Genomic DNA, 23,813 nt, shown 5'->3' on the forward strand with positions numbered 1-23,813 from the left:
CTTACAGCCCGTACTTCTACAGCCCGTACTTCGCGCGGGCTTCCTTCACCGCGGACGCCGGCACCTCGCCGCGGCGGGCGAGCTGCGCCAGCGCGGCCACGACGATCGACTGCGCGTCGACGCCGAAGTGACGGCGCGCCGCCTCACGCGTGTCGGAGAGGCCGAAGCCGTCCGCGCCGAGCGAGGAGTAGTCCTGCTCGACCCACTGCGCGATCTGGTCGGGGACCTGGCGCATGTAGTCGGAGACGGCGAGGACCGGGCCCTCGGCACCCTGCAGCGCCTGGCGCACGTACGGCACCTGCTCCTCGCCGCGCAGCAGCGCCTCGTCCGCCTCCAGGGCGTCGCGCCGCAGCTCGGTCCAGGACGTCGCGGACCACACGTCGGCGGCCACGCCCCACTCCTCGGCGAGCAGCTTCTGGGCCTGAAGGGTCCAGTGGATCGCCGTGCCGGAGCCGATGAGCTGGATGCGCGGCGCGTTGGCGGCGGCCACGTCCAGACCGGCCGACTCGACGGTGTTGAAGCGGTACAGGCCCTTGACGATGCCCTCGTCGACGCCCGCGGGCTTCGCGGGCTGCGGCATCGGCTCGTTGTAGACCGTGAGGTAGTAGAAGACGTCCTGGTCTTCGCCCTCGTGGGCCTCGCCGTACATGCGGCGCAGACCCTCCTTGACGATCGCGGCGATCTCGTAGGCGAACGCCGGGTCGTACGACAGGGCGGCCGGGTTGGTCGCGGCGATCACCGGCGAGTGGCCGTCGGCGTGCTGCAGACCCTCACCGGTCAGCGTGGTGCGACCGGCGGTGGCGCCCACCAGGAAGCCGCGGCCCAGCTGGTCGCCGAGCTGCCACATCTGGTCGGCCGTGCGCTGCCAGCCGAACATCGAGTAGAAGATGTAGAACGGGATCATCGCTTCGCCGTGCGTCGCGTACGACGACGAGGCGGCGATGAAGTCCGCCATCGAACCGGCCTCGGTGATGCCCTCGTTGAGGATCTGGCCGTTCTTGGCTTCCTTGTAGTACATCAGCTGGTCGCGGTCGACCGGCTCGTACGTCTGCCCCTTGGGGGAGTAGATGCCGAGCGACGGGAAGAGCGACTCCATGCCGAAGGTGCGGGCCTCGTCCGGGACGATCGGGACCCAGCGCTTGCCGGTCTCCTTGTCGCGTACGAGGTCCTTGACCAGGCGTACGAAGGCCATGGTCGTCGCCACCGACTGCGATCCGGAGCCCTTGTCGAAGGAGGCGAACGTCTTGTCGGCGGCCTGCGGCAGCGCGGGCAGCGGCTGCGTGCGGCGGGCCGGGGCGGGACCGCCCAGGGCCGCGCGGCGCTCCTGGAGGTAGCGGACCTCGGGGGCGTCGGCGCCGGGGTGGCCGTAGGGGACCACGCCGTCGACGAACTGGGAGTCCGAGATCGGCAGCTCAAGAAGGTCACGCATGTTCTTGAACTCGTCCGTCGTGAGCTTCTTCATCTGGTGGTTCGCGTTCTTCGACGCGAAGCCCTCACCCAGGGTGAAGCCCTTGACGGTCTGCGCCAGGATCACGGTCGGGGCGCCCTTGTGCTCCAGGGCGGCCTTGTACGCGGCGTAGACCTTGCGCGGCTCGTGGCCACCGCGCGAGAGGTGGAAGCACTCCAGGATCTTGTCGTCGGACAGCAGCTTCGCCATCTCGACGAGCGCCGGGTCCTTGCCGAAGAAGTCCTCGCGGATGTACGCGGCGTCGCGCGTCTGGTACGTCTGCACCTGCGCGTCCGGCACCTCGCGGATGCGGCGGATCAGGGCGCCCGTGGTGTCGAGCTGGAACAGCTCGTCCCAGGCGTTGCCCCACAGCGACTTCACGACGTTCCAGCCGGCGCCGCGGAACTGGGCCTCCAGCTCCTGCACGATCTTGAAGTTGGCGCGGACCGGGCCGTCGAGGCGCTGCAGGTTGCAGTTGATGACGAAGGTCAGGTTGTCCAGACCCTCGCGGCTCGCCAGCGCGAGGGCCGCCGTCGACTCGGGCTCGTCCATCTCGCCGTCACCGAGGAACGCCCACACGTGCGAGGCGGAGACGTCCTTGATGCCGCGGTTGGTGAGGTACCGGTTGAAGCGCGCCTGGTAGATGGCGGAGAGCGGGCCCAGACCCATGGAGACGGTCGGGAACTCCCACAGCCAGGGCAGGCGGCGCGGGTGCGGGTACGACGGGAGGCCGTTGCCGCCCGCCTCCTGGCGGAAGTTGTCGAGCTGCGCCTCGTCGAGGCGGCCGTCGAGGAAGGCGCGGGCGTAGATGCCGGGGGAGGCGTGGCCCTGGATGTACAGCTGGTCACCCGACCCGTCCCCCTCCTTGCCCTTGAAGAAGTGGTTGAAGCCGGTCTCGTAGAGCCACGCGGCGGAGGCGAAGGTGGCGATGTGGCCGCCGACGCCGTGCTTGGAGCCGCGCGTCACCATGGCGGCGGCGTTCCAGCGGTTCCACGCGGTGATCTTCCGCTCCATCTCCTCGTCACCGTCGATGGACGGCTCGGCGGAGGTGGGGATGGTGTTGACGTAGTCGGTCTCGAGCAGCTTGGGCAGCGCCAGGCCCGCGCCCTCGGCGCGCTCCAGCGTGCGGCGCATCAGGTACGCGGCACGGTGCGGCCCGGCCGCCTCGGTGACGGCATCCAGGGAGGCCTGCCATTCGGCGGTCTCCTCGGGGTCGCGGTCCGGGAGCTGGTCGAGCTCGCTCGGCTGGATTGCGGAGGGGTCGGTCATTGCGCCGCCTTCCTGAGTCGGAGGGGGTCCCCTGTTCGGTAAGGGGTGGGGGTGCCCGTTGTCTTGGCAGGACAGGGCGTGAGGCTCTGGTGGGAGCCCGTCGGAGACTGTAACTCCGTGATCGATGATCGATCAAAGGGTTGAAGGCGAAAACTCCTCGACATCGACAAAGTCGGCATCGGGTGCCATGAAACTGGGCACGGGGTGCCTTCGATTCCCAGGGTTTACGCAGGTGAGAGGGTGTCTGGCGCCACATCCGGAGGGCACATCCGCGACGGCGGCGCCACGGATGAGCGCATTCCGCGGCCGAGGGGCCTCAGGCCCGCGGCGCGCAGCCGAGGACGTGGGACTTGACCAGGTCCGCGATCGCGGGGTCGCGGCGGCGGAAGGCGGAGACGAGGGCCTCGTGCTCCTCCGCGTACGACTGCTGGACCGTGCCGAGCCAGCGGATCGACAGGGCCGTGAAGACCTCGATGCCGAGGCCCTCCCAGGTGTGGAGGAGGACGGAGTTGTCCGCGGCGCGCACCAGCTCGCGGTGGAAGGCGACCGTGTGCCGCACCTGCCCGGTGCCGTCCGCGGCGCGGTCCGCCTCGTAGAGGGCCGCGACGTGGGGTTCGAGGGCCGAGCAGTCCTCGGCGAGCTTCTCGGCCGCCAGCTCCGCGGCGATCGCCTCCAGGCCCGCCCGGACCGGGTAGCTCTCCTCCAGGTCCGCCGCGGTCAGGTTCCGTACGCGGACGCCCTTGTTGGGGGCCGATTCGATGAGCCGCAGCGTCTCCAGCTCGCGCAGCGCCTCGCGGACCGGTGTCTGGGACACCTCGAGCTCCACCGCGATCCGGCGCTCCACGATGCGCTCGCCCGGCTTCCAGCGCCCGCTGACGATCCCCTCCACGATGTGCTCGCGGATCTGTTCGCGCAGCGAGTGAACGACGGGCGCGGTCATGTGGGCTCCTCAGGCAGGGGCAGGCAGGCGCCCCAGGGCGTTTGTGACCCCTAGACAATACGGCGACGCCCCCGTCCGGAAACCTCCGGACGGGGGCGTACGCGCTGATGAGACGAGTGTTACAGCGCCTCACGGGTGACCTACAGGCCGAGCTCGACCTCGAACTCGCCGGCCTCCAGGATCGCCTTGACCGCGGTCAGGTAGCGGGCGGCGTCCGCGCCGTCCACCAGACGGTGGTCGTAGGAGAGCGACAGGTACGTCATGTCACGGACCGCGATGGTCTCGCCGAGGTCCGGGTGGTTGATGACGACCGGACGCTTGACCGTGGCACCGATGCCGAGGATCGCGGCCTGGTTCGGCGGCACGATGACCGTGTCGAACAGGGCGCCGCGCGAACCGGTGTTGGAGATCGTGAAGGTGGCGCCGGACATGTCGTCCGGGGTGAGGCCACCGCCACGGGCCTTGCCGGCCAGCTCGGCGGTCTTCTTCGAGATACCGGCGATGTTCAGGTCGCCCGCACCCTTGATGACCGGCGTCATCAGACCCTTCTCGGCGTCCACGGCGATGCCGATGTTCTCCGAGTCGAAGTACGTGATGGTGCCTTCGTCGTCGTTGATCCGGGCGTTGATGACCGGGTGGGCCTTCAGCGCTTGGGCGGCGGCCTTGACGAAGAACGGCATCGGGGAGAGCTTGACGCCCTCGCGGGCCGCGAACGAGTCCTTCGCCTTGGCGCGCAGCTTCATCAGCTTGGTGATGTCGACCTCGACGACCGAGGTCAGCTGGGCCTGCGAGTGCAGGGCCTTCATCATGTTGTCGCCGATGACCTTGCGCATGCGGGTCATCTTGACCGTCTGGCCGCGGAGGGGGGAGACCTCCAGGGCCGGGGCCTTCGAGGCGGCCGGAGCAGCGGCGGCGGCCGGAGCCGGGGCCGACTTCTTGGCCTCGGCGGCGGCGAGCACGTCCTGCTTGCGGATGCGGCCACCGACGCCGGTGCCCTTGACCTCGGAGAGGTTCACGCCGTTCTCGGACGCGAGCTTACGGACCAGCGGGGTCACGTAGGCACCGTCGTCGGCCGGGGTGACCGGGGCCGGGGCGGCGGGAGCGGCGGCCGGAGCGGCAGGCGCGGCGGGAGCCGGAGCCGGAGCCGCGGGCTGGGCCGGGGCCGGAGCGGCGGCGGCGGGCGCGGCCGGGGCGGCGGGAGCCGGAGCCGGGGCGGCCGGAGCGGCCGGAGCCGGAGCCTCGGCGGGCGCGGCCGGAGCAGCCGGAGCGGCGGCGGCCGGGGCGGCACCCGGCGCACCGATGACGGCGAGCTTGGCGCCGACCTCGGCGGTCTCGTCCTCACCGACGACGATCTCGAGCAGCACGCCCGCGACCGGCGAGGGGATCTCGGTGTCGACCTTGTCCGTCGAGACCTCAAGGAGGGGCTCGTCGGCCGCGACCTCCTCGCCGACCTCCTTCAGCCAGCGGGTGACGGTGCCCTCGGTGACGGACTCACCGAGCGCGGGCAGCGTGATGTCGGTGCCCTCGGCGGAACCGCCGGCGGGGGCGGCCGGGGCGGCGGGCTCCTCGGCGGCGGGAGCCGGGGCGGCGGGGGCCTCGGCGGCCGGCGCGGGGGCCTCGGCGGCGGCCGGGGCCGGAGCCTCGGCCGGGGCGCCGGAGCCGTCATCGATGACGGCGAGCTCGGCGCCGACCTCGACGGTCTCGTCCTCGGCGACCTTGATGGAGGCCAGGATGCCGGAGGCCGGCGAGGGGATCTCGGTGTCGACCTTGTCGGTCGACACCTCGAGCAGCGGCTCGTCGGCCTCGACGCGCTCGCCTTCGGCCTTCAGCCAACGGGTGACAGTGCCCTCGGTGACGCTCTCGCCGAGCGCCGGAAGGGATACGGAAACCGCCATGGTTTCAGTTGCTCCTTACGAAATTGCGGAAGTCTGGTCGTCGCGCCCGATGACTGAGATCAGTCGTGGGAGTGCAGCGGCTTGCCCGCCAGGGCGAGGTGGGCCTCGCCCAGCGCCTCGTTCTGCGTCGGGTGGGCGTGGATGAGCTGGGCGACCTCGGCCGGCAGCGCTTCCCAGTTGTAGATCAGCTGGGCCTCGCCGACCTGCTCGCCCATGCGGTCGCCGACCATGTGGACGCCGACGACGGCACCGTCCTTGACCTGGACGAGCTTGATCTCGCCCGCGGTCTTGAGGATCTTGCTCTTGCCGTTGCCCGCGAGGTTGTACTTGAGGGCGACGACCTTGTCCGCGCCGTAGATCTCCTTGGCCTTGGCCTCGGTGATGCCCACGGAGGCGACCTCGGGGTGGCAGTACGTCACCCGGGGCACGCCGTCGTAGTCGACAGGGACGGTCTTCAGACCGGCCAGGCGCTCCGCCACCAGCATGCCCTCGGCGAAGCCGACGTGCGCGAGCTGGAGGGTCGGCACCAGGTCGCCCACCGCCGAGATCGTCGGGACGTTGGTCTGCATGTACTCGTCGACCAGGACGTAGCCGCGGTCCATGGCGACGCCCTGCTCCTCGTAGCCGAGGCCCTGCGAGACGGGGCCGCGGCCGATGGCGACCAGGAGGACCTCGGCCTCGAAGGTCTTGCCGTCGGCGAGGGTGACGCGCACGCCGTTCTCGGTGTACTCGGCCTTCTCGAAGAACGTGCCGAGGTTGAACTTGATGCCGCGCTTGCGGAAGGCGCGCTCAAGAAGCTTGGAGCTGTTCTCGTCCTCGACGGGCACGAGGTGCTTGAGGCCCTCGATGACCGTGACGTCGGTCCCGAAGGACTTCCACGCCGAGGCGAACTCGACGCCGATGACGCCGCCGCCCAGGATGATCGCGGACTCCGGCACGCGGTCCAGGGTCAGCGCGTGGTCCGAGGAGATGATGCGGTTGCCGTCGATCTCCAGGCCCGGCAGCGACTTCGGCACGGAGCCGGTCGCGAGGAGGACGTGGCGGCCCTGGATGCGCTGGCCGTTGACGTCCACGGAGGTCGGCGACGAGAGCTTGCCCTCGCCCTCGATGTACGTCACCTTGCGGGAGGCCACCAGGCCCTGCAGGCCCTTGTACAGGCCGGAGATGACGTCGTCCTTGTACTTGTGGACGGCCGCGATGTCGATGCCCTCGAAGGTGGCCTTCACGCCGAACTGGTCGGCCTCGCGCGCCTGGTCGGCGACCTCGCCGGCGTGCAGCAGCGCCTTCGTGGGGATGCAGCCGTTGTGCAGGCAGGTGCCGCCGAGCTTGTTCTTCTCGATCAGGGCGACGTCCAGGCCCAGCTGAGCTCCGCGCAGCGCCGCGGCGTAACCGCCGCTACCGCCGCCGAGGATCACTAGGTCGAAAACGGTGCTGGCGTCGTTCGCCACGTCACGTCCTCCATGCATGTGCGCCGTACGCCGGACCCCTGTTTTCGCGGGGGACGACCGGTCGGTCGGCTGGTATTCGGCCGCTCTTGTTTCGGCCCTTTGGTGGGGGCCCTGTCCTGCCGAGAACCCATCTTCGCACTTGTCGGCCGGAGACGGGACGCCGGGCCAGGCTGTGAGACGTCTGATCCACCGTCTGTGGGGGTTACCACTGCGTATGAACGTACGGATTTCGTCGAGGGCGAAATCGCCCGGGGCCCCGGACGTGTGGACGTCCGGGGCCCCGGGGCGGGCTCGCGTGGATCAGCCCAGGTCGCCCGCGGCGGTGTGCTCGGCGAGACGCACCAGGGTGCGGACCGCGGAGCCGGTGCCGCCCTTGGGGGTGTAGCCGTACGGGGCGCCCTCGTGGAAGGCCGGGCCCGCGATGTCCAGGTGGGCCCAGGTGATGCCCTCGCCCACGAACTCCTGGAGGAAGAGACCGGCCACCAGGCCGCCGCCCATGCGCTCGCCGATGTTGGCGATGTCGGCGGTGGGGGAGTCCATGCCCTTGCGCAGGTCGGCCGGGAGCGGCATCGGCCAGGTCGGCTCGCCGACCTCCTCGCCGATCTCGTGGATCGACGTACGGAAGGCGTCGTCGTTCGACATGATGCCGAAGGTGCGGTTGCCGAGCGCCACCATCATGGCGCCGGTCAGCGTCGCCACGTCGACGATCGCGTCGGGCTTGTCCTCGGAGGCCTTGGCGATCGCGTCGGCCAGGACCAGGCGGCCCTCGGCGTCGGTGTTGAGGACCTCGACGGTCTTGCCGCTGTACATGCGCAGGACGTCGCCGGGGCGGGTCGCGGAGCCGGACGGCATGTTCTCGGCGAGCGCCAGCCAGCCGGTCACGTTCACCTCCAGGCCCAGGCGCGCCGCGGCGATGACGGCGGCGAAGACGGCCGCGGCACCGGCCATGTCGCACTTCATCGTCTCGTTGTGACCGGCGGGCTTGAGCGAGATGCCGCCCGAGTCGTACGTGATGCCCTTGCCGATGAAGGCGAGGTGCTTCTTCGCCTTGGAGCTCGTGTAGGAGAGCTTCACCAGGCGCGGCGGGGCCTCGGAGCCCGCGCCGACGCCGAGGATGCCGCCGTAGCCGCCCTTGGCGAGCGCCTTCTCGTCGAGCACCTGGATCTTGACGCCGTGCTCCTTGGCGGCCGCGGTGGCGACCGCCGCGAAGGCCTCGGGGTTGAGGTCGTTCGGCGGGGTGTTCACCAGGTCGCGGGCGCGGTTCAGCTCCTCGGACACGGCGACGGCGCGCTCGACGGCGGCCTTGTACGCCTTGTCGCGGGGCTTGCCGCCGAGCAGGGCGACCTCGGCGAGCGGCGCCTTGGCACCCTTGCCGTTCTTCTTCGCGGACTTGGCGTCGCCCTGGTCCTTGTAGGCGTCGAAGGAGTACGCGCCGAGCAGCGCGCCCTCCGCGATGGCACCGATGTCCTCGGCGTCCTCGACGGGCAGCGCGAACGCGGCCTTCTTGGCGCCGGTCAGGGCGCGGGCGGCTGAACCGGCGGCGCTGCGCAGCGCGTCCGTGCCGTACGTCTCGTCCTTCTCCGGGACCTCGCCGAGGCCGACCGCGACGACGACCGGGGCCTTGAAACCGGACGGCGCGGGCAGCTTCGTCACCTCGCCCGCGGCACCGCTGGCGCCGAGGGTCTCCAGGACGGAGGCGAGCTTGCCGTCGTACGCCTTGTCCACGGCCTCGGCGCCGAACGCGACGACCGCGCCTTTGGCGCCCTTGGCGACACCGACGACGATCGCGTCGGCACGCAGACCCGACGCGGCGGCGGTGCTGAGAGTCAGAGCAGTCACGGTGGTGAGGTCCTCTTTCAGTGAGTTTCGACGGGCTGTGGGGTGGTGAGCCCGTCGCGAGCCTACGCCCGTGAGCGCTGCGGTGCGCCTCACTGTGCGTGTTCGACGGGGTGTCGGGCACGCCCGGGCCTCGGCCGAACCCCTCGTCAGCCGAGCGCGAGCACCACCAGGGCCGCCGTCGCGGCCGTCTCCGCGAGGCCACCGAACACATCTCCGGTGACCCCGCCGAACCGCCGTACGCAGTGCCGCAGCAGCAACTCCGCGGCGCCGAGCGCGAGGACGACGGCCGCCGCGCCCCGCACGGCGCCGGCCGGGCCGAGGAGCGCGCCGCAGGCCGCCGCGCCGCCGGTCACGACCGCGGTGACCAGCAGGGCACGAGTGCGCGGGACGACCCCGGCGACGGCGGCGCCGAGCCCCTCGGGGCGGGCCGGCGGCACTCCGGTGCGGGCGGCCAGCGTCAGCGCGAGGCGCGCCGCGGTCGCCGAGACGACGGCGGCGAGCGCGCCCTGGGCCCAGGACCGCTCGTACAGCTGGCAGAGGACCGCCACCTGGGCGAGCAGCACGAAGAGCAGGGTGATGACGCCGAAGGGACCGATGTCGGACTGCTTCATGATGCGCAGCGCGTCGTCGGCGGGCTTGGCGCTGCCGAGCCCGTCGGCGGTGTCCGCGAGGCCGTCGAGGTGCAGGCCGCGGGTGAGGGCCGCGGGGGTCGCGGCGGTCGCCACGGCGGCCAGGAGCGGGCCCGCGCCGAGGAGCGTCAGGGCGCCGCCGACCGCGGCGGCGAACAGGCCGATGGTGAGACCGGCCAGGGGCGCCCACTGCATGCCGCCCCGCGCGGCGTCGCGGTCCCACTTCGTGACGCGGACGGGGAGCGCGGTGAGGGTGCCGAAGGCGAAGCGTATGCCGTCGGCGGGGGAGGTTCTGGACACCGCGGAAGGCTACCCCGGGGGAACGCCCCGCCCTGCGGATCGCTCTTCAGGGACGGAGGATGGCCGCATGAACGACTGGTGGTACCGGAACATCGTCGAGCCGGGGAAGCTGCCGCTGCTGCTCGCGCTGCTGTCCTTCGTGGGGTCGTTCCTGGTCACCCGGACCATCACGCGCCTGATCCGGGCGGGCAAGGGGCCCTTCCGGAACATCAGCTCGGGCGACGTGCACATCCACCACGTCGTGCCCGGCATCTTCCTCATGCTGGTCGGCGGGTTCTGGGCGGTGGCCGCGGGGCGGCACGGCGCCGGGCCGCTGTACGCCGCCGTCATCTTCGGCATCGGCGCGGGCCTCGTGCTCGACGAGTTCGCGCTGATCCTCCACCTCGACGACGTCTACTGGAGCGAGCAGGGCCGTAAGAGCGTCGAGGTCGTCATGCTCACGGCCGCCCTGGTGGTGCTGGTGCTCACCGGCTTCACGCCGTTCGGGGTCAACGACCTGACGGTCACCGAGCGGCACAACCGCGCCCTGTTCGCGCTGAACATCGGCATCAACTGCGGGTTCGCCCTGATCGCGCTGCTCAAGGGCAAGCTGCGGACCGCCCTGATCGGCATGGTGATCCCGTTCGTCGCGCTGGTCGGGGCGATCCGGCTCGCCCGGCCCGGCTCGGCGTGGGCGCGGCGCTTCTACCGCAACCGGCACCGCGCACGCGCGCGTGCCGGACTGCGCGCCTACCGGCACGACCGCCGCTGGTCGGGCAAGCGCCGCAGATTTCAGGACTGGGTGGGCGGCTTCAAGGAGCCGGCCCCCGACCCGGGACCGGCCCCGGGTCCGGAGCCGAACCCCGAGCCCGAGTCGGCCCCCGAGCCCGACCGCGTGCCGCCACCGCCGCCCCGGTGACGTACGGCCGAGACCGCGCACAGCACGAGGATCGCGGCGATCGCCGCCAGATGCTCCCGGCCCGCGAGGTTGTTCTTGACCAGCACTTCGAGGACCATCACGGCGACCACCAGGGCGGCCGTGACGTACGCCCGGTAGCGCCAGCACACGAAGACGGCGAGGCCGACGACGGCGGCCGAGGGGCCCGTGTCGACGACCTGCGCGTCCGAGGCGGGCAGCCCGATGGGGTTCTGGGGGCCCAGCTCGATGCCCACGCGCGCGTAGAGCGTGCCGGCGAGCGTGGCCGCGTACCCGATGGCGAGCGTGCGCCACCGGCCCAGGCAGATCTCCGCGATCCCGAAGACGAGCAGGATCTGCGCGAGCGCGCCCCACACCGGCAGGTCGAGCGCGGGCACGAAGAGGGAGAGCGGGGTGCGGACCAGCGCCAGCCAGAGCGGTTCCTCGGCGCGCACGGAGCCGATGTTCTGGATGAACTGATAGCCCCAGGGCTGGTTCTGGACGTACTGGAACAGCGCGGTCAGACAGACCGCCGTCAGCGTCATGGGCACGGCCCGCAGCCGCCGGGCGACGAGCGCGTCGCGCACGGTGGAGAACAGCGGTCCCCACTCGGCGCGGGCGTAGCGGGCCAGGGTGCTCATCGTCTCGACTCCAGATGTTTGCGGTGCATCCACTTCGGCAGACCCGGCGCCTCAAGGAAGCCCTCCGCGCGAGCGGAGGAGATGCCGATGCGCGGCAGGTCGACGCTCTTCTCGAAGAGGAGGAAGCGAGGCTCCCAGATCGGGCGGTACTTGGCGTTGGCCCGGTAGAGGGACTCGATCTGCCACCACCGCGAGAAGAAACTGAGCAGCGAACGCCACAGGCGCAGGACCGGTCCCGCGCCGAGCCGCGACCCACGTTCGAAGACCGACCGGAACATCGCGAAGTTGAGCGAGACCTGCGTGATCCTGATCTCCGGGGCGTGCTGGAGGAGTTCGATCACCATGAACTCCATCAGGCCGTTCTCGGAGTCCCGGTCACGGCGCATCAGGTCGAGGGAGAGCCCGCGCGGGCCCCAGGGGACGAAGGAGAGCAGCGCCCGCAACTCGCCGTCGCCGTCCGTGCATTCGAGCATCACGCACTGCCCGTCCGCCGGGTCGCCGAGCCGCCCCAGCGCCATCGAGAAGCCGCGCTCGGTCGCCCCGTCGCGCCAGTCGTCGGCGCGCCGCAGGAGCTCGGCCATCTCCTCGTGCGGGATGTCCTCGTGGCGGCGGATGCGGACCGTGTACCCGGCGCGCTTCACGCGGTTGTACGCCTGGCGGACGGTGCGCATGGCCCGCCCCTCCAGCGTGAAGTGTTCCTTGGAGGCTTCGCCTCGGGCGGCGATCTCCACGATGGCTTCGTCGCCCAGCTCCAGGGCGTCCAGGCCGTGCCGGGCGTAGATCGTGCCCGCCTCCTCGCTCGCGCCCATCACGGCGGGGATCCAGCCGTGCTCGCGGGCCTCGGCGAGCCAGGGGTCGATGGCGCCGGGCCAGGCCTCCGGGTCGCCGATGGGGTCGCCGGAGGCCAGCGAGACCCCGCCCACGACGCGGTACGCGACGGCCGCCTTGCCGGTGGGGGACCACACGACGCTCTTCTCGCGGCGCAGCGAGAAGTAGCCGAGCGAGTCGCGCTCGCCGTGCTGGGCGAGCAGCGCGCGCAGCTTCTCCTCGTCCTCCTCGGTGAGCGGGTCGACGGCCCGGCGCGAGCGGAAGGCGGCGTACAGCACCGCGCAGAGCAGCAGCGCGCTCAGGATGTTGATGGCGACGTTGACCCAGCCGGGCGTGGTGATGCCCTCGAAGCGCTTGTCGTCGGCGGCCAGCGAGACCAGGCGCATGACGCCGTAGCGCCAGCGGTCCAGGAAGGTCGAGCGGTAGTCGTCGTGCGCGGTGTTGGTGACGGTGACGAGCAGCGTGGCGATCAGCGAGGTCACCAGGAGCCCGCCGACCGCGACGACCGACGCCAGCTTGGGGTTGGAGCGGTCGCCCTTGGCGTAGAACTCCTTGCGCCCGAGGACGAGCGACGCGACGAACGCGGCGGTGAGGACGAGCGAGATCCAGTTCTGCGCGTACTGGCGGATCTCGGGGAAGACCATCGCGAAGGCGAAGAGCAGCAGGAAGAGCCCGCTGAGCACGAGGTTGAGGATCCACGCGGCGCGCTTGCGGCGCCGCATGGTGATCGCCAGGAACAGCGTGAACAGGCCGGAGGCGAAACCGGCGGTCAGCAGGTACGGCGTGAAGAAGTTCTCCGTGTTGTGCTGCCGCAGGTCCTGTCCGAGGGAGACCCAGACCGCGCTGAGAAAGTTGATGAAGGTGACCGCGCGCAGATACCAGACGGCGAACCCCGCGGCACGACGCTGTATGGCGGTCCGTGTTTTCTGTCGCCCGGCGACGACCTGCTCATCTCCCATGAAAAGGGATCATATGGGCAAGTGCGGGGCGCCGTTGTGGGCAGGTGTTCCGCAGGGCGGAACAGGTGGGCGCAACCCCGGTTCCGGGTGCGGTCGGTGAGGCGCCGGCGGTCGCCCCGGCGCCGGGTGCCTACTCGGCGGGAGACTCCGCAGGCTTCCGCTCCGGCAACTCCGCCGACAGCGCCCCCGCGGCCCGCACCAGCGGCAGCGCGAGCAGCGCCCCCGCACCCTCGCCGACCTTGAGCCCATGGCTGAGCAGCGGCTCCAACGCCATCCGGTCCAGCGCCTTCGCCTGCGCCGGCTCCCCGCTGTCGTGCCCCGCGAGCCACCAGTCCGGCGACCGGAAGGCGACCCGCTGGGCCACCAGCGCCGCCGCCGACGCCACGACCCCGTCGAGGATCACCGGCGTGCGCCGCACCGCGCACTGCAACAGGAAGCCCGTCATCGCGGCGAGATCCGCGCCGCCCACCGTCGCGAGCAGCTCCAGCTGGTCGCCGAGCACGGGCCGGGCCCGCCGCAGCGCGTCCCGCACCGCCGCGCACTTGCGCATCCACGCCAGGTCGTCGATCGCCTCGCCGCCCCGGCCGGTCACCACGGACGCGTCGGTCCCGCACAGCGCGGCGATCAGCGTCGCGGCGGGCGTCGTGCCGCCCACGCTGACGTCGCCGAGCACGGCCAGATCGGTGCCGGAGTCCGCCTCCTCGTCGGCGACGGCCATGCCGGCCCGCACCGCCTGCTCCGCCTCCTCGGTGGTCAGCGCGTCCTCGATGTCGATGCGTCCGGAGCCGCGCCGCACGCGGTGTCCCGCGACCTCGGCGGGCAGGTCGGCCGGATCGCAGTCGAGGGCCATGTCGACGACCCGGACGGGCACGTCGAGGCGGCGCGCGAGCACGGCCACCGGGCTCTCGCCGGCGACCACCGCGCGGACGAGGGCGGCGGCGCTCCCCGCGGGCCGCGCCGAGACCCCGAGTCCGGCGACGCCGTGGTCGCCCGCGAACAGCACCACGCGGGGCCGCTCGACCGGCTTGACGGGCACCGACGACTGGGCCGCGGACAGCCACTCGCCCAGTTCGTCGAGGCGCCCCAGGGATCCGGGCGGCAGGGCCTGCCGCGCCCTGCGCTCCTCGGCGTCCCGGCGCACCCCGCCGTCGGGCCGCTCGATCAGGTCGGTGAAGTCGTCGAGATTCAGCGAGCTCATTCGCCGAACAGTACCGGCAGGTGCGGGGCCGTCGCTCGAACGGCCCTGCGGACCGCGCACCCGCCCGCATGACGGCCCGTCAGGCCGACCCGTCGCCCGGATACGTCGTGTGATGCGAGGGAACCGCAGTGTGATCGTGTATGCGTGGATGATCCCTTGCTTTCCGTTGTGCAGCTGAATGTCGTACCGCCGCGCCGCCACACCCCAGGAGCACGACCATGGCCACGGACGCCGCCCAGCAGGTCGCCGAACGGCGCCCCGCCTACCTCGCCGAACTCGCCCAGGGCACCGAGCGGTTCCACGAACCCCGCCGCACCGACTGCCCCTGGTGCGGCTCCGAGCGGCTGCGGGTCCGGCTGCGCACCACCGACCTCGTCCAGCACAAGCCCGGCAGCTTCACGCTCGACCAGTGCGGCGACTGCGCCCACTCCTTCCAGAACCCCCGCCTCACCCCCGAGGGCCTGGACTTCTACCGCCGTGACCTCCACGAAGGGCCCGGCGACAAGGAGACCGGGCGGATCCTGGGAGCCGAGCCCGGCACCCGGCGCCACCTCGCGAGGGCCCGCGCGCTGCGCGTGTTCGACGAGCCGGAGTGCTGGCTGGACGTCGGCACCGGCGACGCACGCTTCCCGGCCCTGGCCAAGCAGGTCCTGCCGTACACGTCCTTCGACGGCCTCGACGCGGGCGAGGGCGTCGAGAAGGCCGTACGCGAGGGCCGCGTCGAGGAGGGCCACCGCGGCCGCCTCACCGACCTCGCGGAGTCCCTGGCGGGCCGCTACGACGCGATGAGCATGTTCCGCTACCTGGAGCGCTGCCTCGACCCGCGCGAGGAGCTCAGGGCCGCGCGGACCGTGCTGCGCCCCGGCGGGCACCTGATGATCGAGGCCCCCGACCCCGAGTGCCGCTACGCCGGCATGCTCGGCAGATGGTGGGCCTCGTACGTCCAGCCGCGGCACCTGCACCTCGTGCCGCTCGCCAACCTCCGGGCGGAGCTGGCCGAGCTCGGCTTCACGGTCGTCGGGGTCGAGCGCCGCGCGCCGCACGTCCCGTTCGACCTGGCCCCCGCGGTGGCGCTCTTCCTCAACAGCCGCCTCCCCGAGGCCGACGTGCCCTGGCGCGCCAAGCCCGCGACCCCGCTGCGGCTCAGGCTGCGCCGGGCGGCCTGGTGGGCGTCGGCGCCGCTGCTCGCGACGGCGTACGGCCTCGACCGGGCGCTGGCGCCGCTGCTCACCCGCACCGGCTTCTCCAACGCCTACCGGGTCGTCGCGCGCAGGGGCGACGACAGCTGACGCGCGGCCGGGCTCCCGTCAGGTGCGCAGCGGCAGGGCCTGGCCCGCGACGACGAGCAGGACGTGCTCGCACTCCGAGGCGAACGACGCGTTCAGACGGCCCAGTTCGTCGCGGTAGCGGCGGCCCGACGCCGTCGCGGGGACGATGCCGGAGCCGACCTCGTTCGAGACGGCGACGACCGTGCGCCGCGTGCCGCGCACCGCGGCCGCCAGCCCGGCGACCCGCCCGCGCAGCTCGCGCTCGCCGCCGCCCGCCCACTCGGCGTCGTCCCAGGCCTTCACCTCGTCCATGACGTGGGTCAGCCACAGCGACAGGCAGTCGATGAGCAGCGGCGGCCCGTCCTGCGCGAGCAGCGGCACCAGGTCGCAGGTCTCCGCGGTCCGCCAGGAGCCGGGCCGCCGCTCGCGGTGCAGGCTCACCCGCTGCGCCCACTCGGTGTCGCCGCTCCTGGTCCCGCCCGTCGCCACGTACAGCACGTCGGGGAAGGCCTCCAGGCGCCGCTCCGCCTCCACCGACTTGCCCGAGCGGGCGCCGCCGAGGACGAGAGTGCGGCGCGGCACGTCCGGTACGTCCTCGTAGGCGCCGACCGTGAGCGTCGTCCCGTCCGGCACGGCCCGCGCCCCCGCCGCCGCGAGACGGCGCGTCAGCTCCCGGCCCGGCGGCACCTCGTGGCCGATGTGGACCGCGAGCACGTCGGTGGTCGGCCCGACCGCGCCCGTGGCCCGCAGCCGGGCGAGCCCGTCGGGGCGCCCGACGACGTCGGCGACGACCATCTCGTACGGAATCTGCCGGGCGTCGCCGTTGCCCTCGGCGATCCCCGCGGGCGCGCCACCGGGCGGCAGGTACAGCAGCCGCTCGCCGTCGGGCCCCGTCACCTCGTAGCCGGAGCCGGGCGCGTCCAGCGGCACCGCGCGCACCCGGTGCCCGGTGAGCAGCGCCAACTCCCGCCCGTCGGCGACCCGTCCGGGCTGCGGAAGCCCCGCGGGGACCTCGACGGCGGGCCCGTCGTGCGGATGGGAGAGCAGGACCTGGCGCACGCCGCCGAGCGAGTGCCCGGCGCGGGCGGCCGCGAAGGCGGCGCCGGGGGTGAGGTCGAGCAGCAGGACGCCGTCCACGAGCAGCGCGGTGGCGGCCCGCGCCGCGTCGCCGAGCGCGGTCGCACAGGCCGCGCAGGGGCAGTCGGGGACGGGCAGCCCGTCGGGGGCGCCGGTGCCGAGCAGAGTCAGTTCCACACGAAGATCCTCCCGCGTCGGGTCCAGCGCCGCGCGCCCGGCTAGGCTTCAAGCGGATTCAGGCGGTTCCCACACCGCCACGGGACCTTCGGGAGGCTGACATGGCGGCATGGACGTGGCGGTTCGAGAAGGCGGACGGGACGGAGGTCCAGCCCGCGGTGCAGCCCGAGGAGTTCACCACACAGGGCGACGCGGAGTCCTGGATCGGTGAGTACTGGAAGGCGCTCGCCGAGGGCGGCGCCGACCAGGTGACGCTCTTCGAGGACGCGAACGAGATCTACGGCCCGATGAGCCTGCACGCGGACGCGGAGGAGGCGTCGGCGTAGCGCGCGCCCGGGCGTCTGCCCAGAGGGAGGCGGTGGCCGAAGGGCCACCGCCTCCCGCGCGTCCGGGGCGGGGCAGTCCGGCTACATCTCGCCCAGCGTGACCTCAGCGGACTTCTCCGACCCGTCGCGCACGTACGTGACCTGCGTCTTCTGACCCGGCTCGGCGGACGCGAGCACCTCGGAGAGCGAATCGATGGTGGTGATCTCGTCGTCACCGACCCGGGTGATGATGTCGCCGGCCCTGAGCCCCGCCTCGGCCGCGGCACCGTCCTTCTGCGTCTCGACGACGGCCACGCCCGCGGGCCGGTAGTCGTCGCCGAGGACGGTGCGGCCGGTGATGCCGAGCGCCGCCCGGCCCGAGTCCGTGACCTTGCCGTCCTTGACGATCTGGTCGGCGACCGTCTTCACCATCGAGGACGGGATGGCGAAGCCGATGCCGGGCGCGGCGCTGTCGCCCATGTCGGGGTCGGTCGCGGCGAGCGTGGGGATGCCGATGACCTTCCCGTCGAGGTCGACGAGCGCGCCGCCGCTGTTGCCCGGGTTGATCGCGGCCGAGGTCTGGAGCATGTTGCCGATGGTGGCCCCGGTGCCGCCGCCGGAGCGGCCCTCGCTGACGGTGCGCCCGGTGGCCGAGACGATGCCCTGGGTGACGCTGGACGACAGGCCGAGCGGGGAGCCCATGGCCAGCACGATCTGCCCGACCTCGGCCTTGCCGGAGTCGCCGAACGTGGCGGCCTTCAGCCCGCTGGGCACCTCGCTCAGTTTGATGACCGCGAGGTCCTGCTCGGGGTAGGCGGAGACCAGCTCGGCGGTCAGGGCCTGCTCGCCGGTGGCGGTGGTGACCTTGAAGCGCTTCTCGTCGCCCACGACGTGGGCGTTGGTGACGATGTGCCCCTTGTCGTCGTAGACGACGCCGGAGCCGAGGCTGTCGGCGGCGTTGATCTGGACGACGGACGGCAGGACGTCCTTGATCACCTTCTGGTAGTCGTCCTGGAGGTCGTTCGCGGCGGCGGGGGCGGCCTGCGTGGTGGATCCGGCGGAGTCACCGGACCCGGAGGAGGAGCACCCGCCGACGAGGGCGACGGCGGCGAGCGCGGCGGCGAGGGGGACGGAGACGGCACGGGTACGGGAGGGATGCATGCCCCGAGTGTCTGTTTTGCCCCTACGGACTGCTCGCGCCGCAGGGCAAACGGGTGGGCGAGCGGGGAGAACGGGTGCGCGAGCGGGGAGACCACCGCGCGGCGGCGTCCGGCCCCGCTCCCTGCCTCCTGCGGCGCCCGGGCCTGCACCTCGCACGGATGGCGGCGGCGCCTGGGCCCGCATCCCGCACGGATGGCAGCAGCGCCTGGGCCCGCATCCCGCACGGATGGCAGCAGCGCCTGGGCCCGCACCTCGCACGGATGGCAGCGGTGCCTAGGCCCGCACCCCGCACAGATGCAGCAGAGCGGCGACCTGCCGATAGGGATCGGTCCGCCCCGCCCGCTCCTCCGCGGACAGCAGGGACTCCAGCTCCCACTCCGGCGGTATGGCCGGGTCGTCGCCCACGGTGTCCGTGAAGACCCGCACCCCGTACCAGGCCTGCAGCGGGGCCGCGATCCCCGCGAGCGTGGCGGTCAGCGCGTCGAGCCGGTCCGCGCGGGCGTCGATCCCGAGCCGGTTGCGGTACGCGACGGAGTCGAAGGCGGCGAGCGCCCCCGGCCAGTCCCCGGCGAGACCGGGCCGCATGGCGAGCGCGTCGGCGTTGCGCACGAGGAGCGAGAGCAGCCCCCCGGGCGCCAGCATCCGCGCCAGCCCCGCGAGGAGCGCGTCGGGCTCCTCGACGTACATGAGGACGCCGTGACAGAGCACCACGTCGAAGCTGCCGGGCAGGAAGTGCACCCCGGTCTGGTGTCCGTCGCCCTCGACGATGCGCACCCGCCCCTGGATGCCCTCGGGCTCGTCGGCGAGCGCCGCACGGGCGGCGGCGATCATCTCGGCGTCCTGCTCGACGCCCGTCACCTTGTGTCCGGCACGGGCGAGCCGCAGGGCCTGCGTGCCCTGCCCCATGCCGACGTCGAGCACGCGCAGCCGCTGTCCCACGGGGAAGCGCGCCGCTATCTGTTCGTCGAGCTGGCGGGCCACCAGCTCCTGGCGTACGGCGTTACGCAGGCCGCCCAGCTTCGCCAGCCAGGCGCCGGCCCCGCCGGAGAATCCGCTCAGGGCCGCTCTCCGCGCTTGACCTGCGGCTTCGGGAGGCGCAGTCGACGCATCTGGAGCGTGCGCATCAGGGCGTACGCGACGGCACCCTTCTTGCTGTCGCCCGGGAAGCGCTCGTTCAGGCGCTTCTTCAGGCGGAACGCCGTGGCGATCGAGTCGACGATGATCGCGACGATCACGAAGAGCCAGAGCAGCAGCGCGATGTTCTGGAGCTGGGGCACGCGGACCATGCTCAGGACGAGGATGATCACCGCGAGCGGCAGGAAGAACTCGGCGATGCAGAAGCGCGAGTCCACGAAGTCACGCGCGAACTTGCGCACGGGACCCTTGTCGCGGGCGGGCAGGTACCGCTCGTCGCCGCTGGCCAGCGCCTCGCGCTGCTTGGCCATCTGGGTACGGCGCTCGTCGCGCTGCCGCTTGGCGGCCTCCTTGCGCGTCGTCGGCGTGTTCGTCACGCTGCGGCGCTGCGACTGGGCCATGGCGCGCTTGGGGGTGGGGCGGCCCTTGGGGGCCTGCGGGTCACGGGGCTGCTTGGAGTCGGTCACCGGGGCCTGGGCTGCCGGGGCCTTCTCGTCCTTGGATCGGCTACGGAACACAAAACCCAAGGGTACGGGGTGCCGGGGCATGGACCCCAGGGGAGTGGGGAACGATCCGGCAACACCGGGCGTCTTGATTTACGTGTCTAAGGGGACGTAGCAGGCGGTATGCGGGCGGTACGGGGACGCGTGTTCCCGCCACCCGGGGTCGGTCACAGGGGTGCACCTACTCCTTACGCCGGAGCACCGCCGGACGCAGTCGTCCTTGGGGATGAGCGCATCCGCACGCGAACAGTGCGGTAATGGATGCAGGGCCCGTACTGTGGGTTCTGAGCAGTACCTGGAGCTGGAAGTCCGTCAGAAGGGGGCGCGCGAAGCCCATGAGCGGTGTCATGAAGCGTATGGGGATGATCTTCCGCGCGAAGGCGAACAAGGCCCTTGACCGGGCCGAGGACCCGCGCGAGACCCTCGATTACTCGTACCAGAAGCAGCTGGAGCTGCTGCAGAAGGTGCGCCGCGGTGTCGCCGACGTGGCGACGTCCCGCAAGCGCCTCGAGCTGCAGCTGAGCCAGCTCCAGAAGCAGTCCTCGACCCTGGAGGACCAGGGCCGCAAGGCGCTCGCGCTCGGTCGCGAGGACCTGGCGCGCGAGGCCCTTTCCCGCCGTGCCGCGCTCCAGCAGCAGGTGACGGATCTGGAGACGCAGCACCAGACGCTCCAGGGCGAGGAGGAGAAGCTCACCCTCGCGGCCCAGCGTCTGCAGGCCAAGGTCGACGCCTTCCGTACGAAGAAGGAGACGATCAAGGCCACCTACACCGCCGCCCAGGCGCAGACCCGCATCGGGGAGGCCTTCTCGGGCATCTCCGAGGAGATGGGCGACGTGGGCATGGCGATCCAGCGTGCCGAGGACAAGACCGCGCAGCTCCAGGCGCGGGCCGGCGCGATCGACGAACTGCTCGCCTCCGGGGCGCTCGACGACTCCTCCGGGCTCGCCAAGGACGACATCCAGTCCGAGCTGGACCGCCTCTCCGGTGGTACAGATGTAGAGCTGGAACTGCAGCGGATGAAGGCGGAGCTCGCCGGGGGTGCCACCCCGAAGCAGGCCATCGAGCCCGGCCAGGGCGCGCCGCAGGCCCAGCAGCCGCAGGACACCCCGCGGTTCGACAAGCAGTAGGCCCTACGTCCGAGGAGGACGACGTGATCGTACGGATCATGGGGGAGGGGCAGGTGGAGCTGGCCGACGGCCACTTCGCCGAGCTGAACAAGCTGGACGACGAGCTGCTCGAGGAGATGGAGAGCGGCGACGAGCCCGGCTTCCGCCGCACGCTGCACGCGCTCCTGGACAAGGTCCGGGAGCTCGGCACCCCCCTCCCGGACGACGCCCTGGAACCCTCAGAACTCATCCTCCCCGCCCCGGACGCCTCCCTCGACGAGGTCCGCCAAATGCTGAGCGACGACGGCCTGATCCCCGGCTGATCCCCCCAAGAGGCCGCCCCCGCCCCGCCAGGGGCGCGGGGAACGCCGCGAGCAACGACCCCCAACCCGTAGGCGAAGGCCGAGCGGAAGGGCCCCGTCAGGGGCGCGGGGAACGGCGCGAGCAACGACCCCCAACCCGCAGCCGAAGGCCGAGCGGAAGGGCCCCGTCAGGGGCGCGGGGAACGGCGCGAGCAACGACCCCCAACCCGCAGCCGAAGGCCGAGCGGAAGGGCCCCGATAGGGGCGCGGGGAACGGCGCGAGCAACCACCCCCAACCCGCAGCCGAAGGCCGAGCAGGAGGGGCCCGCGCCCCGCGCGGAGTGACCGAGCCCCGGAGATCCGCTCCAGGCCCCCGCCAAGGCCCCGTACCGTTGAGCAGTGACCACACTCCTACGAGGCCGCGGCTGGGCCAGAACACACCCGCTGGCGGTCGACGCGGTGCTCGCCACCGCCGTCCTCGTCTGCATGGTCGTCGGCTCCTTCGCCGAGCCCTACGGAGAGCACGGCCCCACCTGGGGCACCCGCACCCCCGACGCCCCGAGCCTCCTCCTGATGGCCCTCGGCGCCCTCGCCCTCGTCTTCCGCCGCCGCGCCCCCTGGGCCGTCCTCGCCGCCACCTGCGCCGCCGCCCTCACCGAGCTGCTCACCGGCGAGCCCCGGGCCCCCGTCGTGATGTGCGCGGTCATCGCGCTGTTCACCGTCGCCGCGCACACCGACCGCTCCACGACCTGGCGGGTCGGCCTCGTCACCATGACCGGCCTCACCGGCGTCGCGATGCTCTCGGGCCCGCTGCCCTGGTACGCCCAGGAGAACCTCGGCATCTTCGCCTGGACCGGCATGGCCGCCGCCGCGGGCGACGCGGTCCGCAGCCGCCGCGCCTTCGTCGACGCGATCAGGGAGCGCGCCGAGCGGGCCGAGCGGACCCGCGAGGAGGAGGCCCGGCGCCGCGTCGCCGAGGAACGGCTGCGGATCGCCCGCGACCTGCACGACGTGGTCGCCCACCACATCGCCCTGGTCAACGTCCAGGCCGGCGTCGCGGCCCACGTCATGGACAAGCGGCCCGACCAGGCCAAGGAGGCCCTCTCGCACGTACGCGACGCGAGCCGCTCCGCGCTCAACGAACTCCGCGCCACCGTCGGCCTGTTGCGCCAGACCGGCGACCCCGAGGCCCCCACCGAACCGGCACCGGGACTGCACCGCCTCGACGAACTCCTCGACACCTTCCGCAACGCCGGCCTGCCCGTGGAGGTCGCGCTCGGCCAGATCGGCCTCGACCTGCCCGCCGCCGCCGACCTCGCCGCGTTCCGGATCATCCAGGAGGCCCTCACCAACGTGCAGAAGCACGCGGGGCCCGACGCCAAGGCCGAGGTGAGCGTCGTCCGCGTGGGCCCGAACGTGGAGGTCACCGTCATCGACGACGGCCCGGGCAAGGGCCGGGGCGACGGCAAGGCCGCCGGGTCGGCCGGCGAGAGGGCCGACGACGGCGGTGGCGGCCACGGCCTCATCGGCATGCGCGAGCGCGTCACCGCCCTCGGCGGCAGCTGCTCCGCCGGGCCCCGCTACGGCGGCGGCTTCCGCGTCCATGCGATCCTGCCGGTGATCACGGCCAAGGGAGGCACCGCGTGACGATCCGCGTTTTGCTCGCCGACGACCAGGCGCTGCTGCGCAGCGCGTTCAAGGTGCTCGTCGACTCCGAACCCGACATGCAGGTGGTCGGCGAGGCGTCCGACGGCGCGGAGGCGGTCGCGCTCGCCAGGGCGGAGCGGGCCGACGTGGTCCTGATGGACATCCGCATGCCCGGCACCGACGGCCTCGCCGCCACCCGCATGATCAGCGCCGACCCGGCCCTCGCCCACGTCCGCGTGGTGATGCTGACGACCTTCGAGGTCGACGAGTACGTGGTGCAGTCGCTGCGCGCGGGCGCCTCCGGCTTCCTCGGCAAGGGCGCCGAGCCCGACGAACTGCTCGGCGCCATCCGCATCGCCGCGGCGGGCGAGGCGCTGCTCTCCCCGGTGGCCACCAAGGGCCTGATCGCCAAGTTCCTCGCACAGGGCGAGGGTTCGGACGGCGACGCCCCGGCGCGCGGCGAGCGGCTCGACGCGCTCACCGGCCGCGAGCGCGAGGTGCTCGTCCAGGTCGCGGGCGGTCACTCGAACGACGAGATCGCCGAGCGCCTCGAAGTCAGCCCGCTCACCGTGAAGACCCATGTGAACCGCGCGATGGCGAAGCTCGGCGCACGGGACCGGGCTCAACTCGTCGTCATTGCGTACGAATCGGGCCTGGTCCGTCCAAGGGTGGAGTGACGCGAGGGGTGGGCGTACTGCGCCCGCAGTATGCGCGGCCCAAGAAGGGGTCCTGGGAGTGAGGCATCGGGCGATGCCGATGGCTGAAGGTGTGAGGGGCGAGAATCCGCATGCCTCGGGCACCGCCCCCGGCCCTGTCCGGCTCTGTCCGCCCCCCTGCCGCGTACG

19 protein-coding genes and 1 pseudogene are annotated in these 23,813 nt (G+C 72.4%); 7 read left to right on the forward strand and 13 right to left on the reverse strand.

What is annotated here, in order from left to right; translation table 11 throughout:
- Window positions 1-16: 16 nt before the first annotated feature.
- The 6 genes from aceE to AB0L89_RS04095 form a co-directional block, all read right to left on the reverse strand.
- The gene (gene aceE, locus AB0L89_RS04070) at window positions 17-2,716 is read right to left on the reverse strand and encodes a pyruvate dehydrogenase (acetyl-transferring), homodimeric type (RefSeq protein WP_365133797.1); all 2,700 of its coding nucleotides are present in this window, start codon (window positions 2,714-2,716) and stop codon (window positions 17-19) included.
- Between the two features lie 316 nt (window positions 2,717-3,032).
- Complete coding sequence (locus tag AB0L89_RS04075; protein ID WP_365133800.1) at window positions 3,033-3,656, reverse strand: GntR family transcriptional regulator; 624 nt, start codon at window positions 3,654-3,656, stop codon at window positions 3,033-3,035.
- Window positions 3,657-3,796: 140 nt separating this feature from the next.
- On the reverse strand, window positions 3,797-5,551 hold the full coding sequence (sucB, locus tag AB0L89_RS04080; protein WP_365133803.1) for a 2-oxoglutarate dehydrogenase, E2 component, dihydrolipoamide succinyltransferase: 1,755 nt from the start codon (window positions 5,549-5,551) through the stop codon (window positions 3,797-3,799).
- 59 nt (window positions 5,552-5,610) lie between these two features.
- Window positions 5,611-6,999, reverse strand: coding sequence for a dihydrolipoyl dehydrogenase (gene lpdA, locus AB0L89_RS04085; RefSeq protein WP_365133806.1), 1,389 nt, complete (start codon window positions 6,997-6,999; stop codon window positions 5,611-5,613).
- 300 nt (window positions 7,000-7,299) lie between these two features.
- Complete coding sequence (locus AB0L89_RS04090) at window positions 7,300-8,838, reverse strand: leucyl aminopeptidase (protein WP_365133809.1); 1,539 nt, start codon at window positions 8,836-8,838, stop codon at window positions 7,300-7,302.
- A gap of 146 nt (window positions 8,839-8,984) precedes the next feature.
- Window positions 8,985-9,767, reverse strand: a complete 783-nt coding sequence (locus tag AB0L89_RS04095) for an adenosylcobinamide-GDP ribazoletransferase (protein ID WP_365133812.1) — start codon at window positions 9,765-9,767, stop codon at window positions 8,985-8,987.
- A gap of 67 nt (window positions 9,768-9,834) precedes the next feature.
- Here AB0L89_RS04095 and AB0L89_RS04100 point away from each other — a divergent pair.
- Window positions 9,835-10,575 (forward strand): annotated as a pseudogene (locus AB0L89_RS04100) (hypothetical protein); the annotation flags it as partial.
- Here the strand turns inward: AB0L89_RS04100 and AB0L89_RS04105 are convergent.
- From AB0L89_RS04105 to cobT, 3 genes are all read right to left on the reverse strand, one after another.
- Window positions 10,539-11,303, reverse strand: a complete 765-nt coding sequence (locus tag AB0L89_RS04105) for a hypothetical protein (RefSeq protein WP_365133814.1) — start codon at window positions 11,301-11,303, stop codon at window positions 10,539-10,541. The pseudogene AB0L89_RS04100 and the gene AB0L89_RS04105 overlap by 37 nt on opposite strands.
- Window positions 11,300-13,090, reverse strand: coding sequence for a phosphatidylglycerol lysyltransferase domain-containing protein (locus AB0L89_RS04110; RefSeq protein ID WP_365133817.1), 1,791 nt, complete (start codon window positions 13,088-13,090; stop codon window positions 11,300-11,302). The genes AB0L89_RS04105 and AB0L89_RS04110 overlap by 4 nt, the downstream gene beginning before the upstream one ends.
- A 130-nt stretch (window positions 13,091-13,220) precedes the next feature.
- Window positions 13,221-14,288, reverse strand: a complete 1,068-nt coding sequence (gene cobT / locus AB0L89_RS04115; protein ID WP_365133820.1) for a nicotinate-nucleotide--dimethylbenzimidazole phosphoribosyltransferase — start codon at window positions 14,286-14,288, stop codon at window positions 13,221-13,223.
- 218 nt (window positions 14,289-14,506) lie between these two features.
- On the opposite strand from cobT, the gene AB0L89_RS04120 reads away from it, so the two are divergent.
- A complete protein-coding gene (locus tag AB0L89_RS04120) occupies window positions 14,507-15,577 on the forward strand; it encodes a class I SAM-dependent methyltransferase (protein WP_365133822.1) in 1,071 nt (356 codons plus the stop codon).
- A gap of 18 nt (window positions 15,578-15,595) precedes the next feature.
- Here AB0L89_RS04120 and AB0L89_RS04125 read toward each other — a convergent pair whose 3' ends face one another.
- Window positions 15,596-16,810 (reverse strand): bifunctional adenosylcobinamide kinase/adenosylcobinamide-phosphate guanylyltransferase, encoded by a 1,215-nt coding sequence (locus AB0L89_RS04125; RefSeq protein WP_365133825.1) that lies wholly within the window; start codon window positions 16,808-16,810, stop codon window positions 15,596-15,598.
- A 101-nt stretch (window positions 16,811-16,911) separates the two neighbouring features.
- On the opposite strand from AB0L89_RS04125, the gene AB0L89_RS04130 reads away from it, so the two are divergent.
- Window positions 16,912-17,136, forward strand: a complete 225-nt coding sequence (locus tag AB0L89_RS04130; protein ID WP_365133828.1) for a hypothetical protein — start codon at window positions 16,912-16,914, stop codon at window positions 17,134-17,136.
- An 81-nt stretch (window positions 17,137-17,217) separates the two neighbouring features.
- Here the strand turns inward: AB0L89_RS04130 and AB0L89_RS04135 are convergent, their stop codons facing one another.
- From AB0L89_RS04135 to AB0L89_RS04145, 3 genes are all read right to left on the reverse strand, one after another.
- Window positions 17,218-18,276, reverse strand: coding sequence for a trypsin-like peptidase domain-containing protein (locus AB0L89_RS04135; protein ID WP_365133831.1), 1,059 nt, complete (start codon window positions 18,274-18,276; stop codon window positions 17,218-17,220).
- Window positions 18,277-18,549: 273 nt separating this feature from the next.
- The gene (locus tag AB0L89_RS04140; protein WP_365133834.1) at window positions 18,550-19,257 is read right to left on the reverse strand and encodes a methyltransferase domain-containing protein; all 708 of its coding nucleotides are present in this window, start codon (window positions 19,255-19,257) and stop codon (window positions 18,550-18,552) included.
- Between the two features lie 74 nt (window positions 19,258-19,331).
- On the reverse strand, window positions 19,332-19,958 hold the full coding sequence (locus tag AB0L89_RS04145; RefSeq protein ID WP_365133837.1) for a DUF3043 domain-containing protein: 627 nt from the start codon (window positions 19,956-19,958) through the stop codon (window positions 19,332-19,334).
- Window positions 19,959-20,248: 290 nt separating this feature from the next.
- On the opposite strand from AB0L89_RS04145, the gene AB0L89_RS04150 reads away from it, so the two are divergent.
- From AB0L89_RS04150 to AB0L89_RS04165, 4 genes are all read left to right on the forward strand, one after another.
- Window positions 20,249-21,040, forward strand: coding sequence for a PspA/IM30 family protein (locus tag AB0L89_RS04150; protein WP_365133840.1), 792 nt, complete (start codon window positions 20,249-20,251; stop codon window positions 21,038-21,040).
- 23 nt (window positions 21,041-21,063) lie between these two features.
- Window positions 21,064-21,342, forward strand: a complete 279-nt coding sequence (locus AB0L89_RS04155; RefSeq protein WP_365133843.1) for a hypothetical protein — start codon at window positions 21,064-21,066, stop codon at window positions 21,340-21,342.
- A gap of 378 nt (window positions 21,343-21,720) precedes the next feature.
- Complete coding sequence (locus tag AB0L89_RS04160) at window positions 21,721-22,968, forward strand: histidine kinase (protein WP_365133846.1); 1,248 nt, start codon at window positions 21,721-21,723, stop codon at window positions 22,966-22,968.
- Window positions 22,965-23,645, forward strand: a complete 681-nt coding sequence (locus tag AB0L89_RS04165; RefSeq protein WP_365133849.1) for a response regulator transcription factor — start codon at window positions 22,965-22,967, stop codon at window positions 23,643-23,645. The genes AB0L89_RS04160 and AB0L89_RS04165 overlap by 4 nt, the downstream gene beginning before the upstream one ends.
- Window positions 23,646-23,813 lie beyond the last annotated feature (168 nt).

It is taken from the genome of Streptomyces sp. NPDC052114 (assembly GCF_040680155.1).
GTDB lineage: Bacteria > Actinomycetota > Actinomycetes > Streptomycetales > Streptomycetaceae > Streptomyces.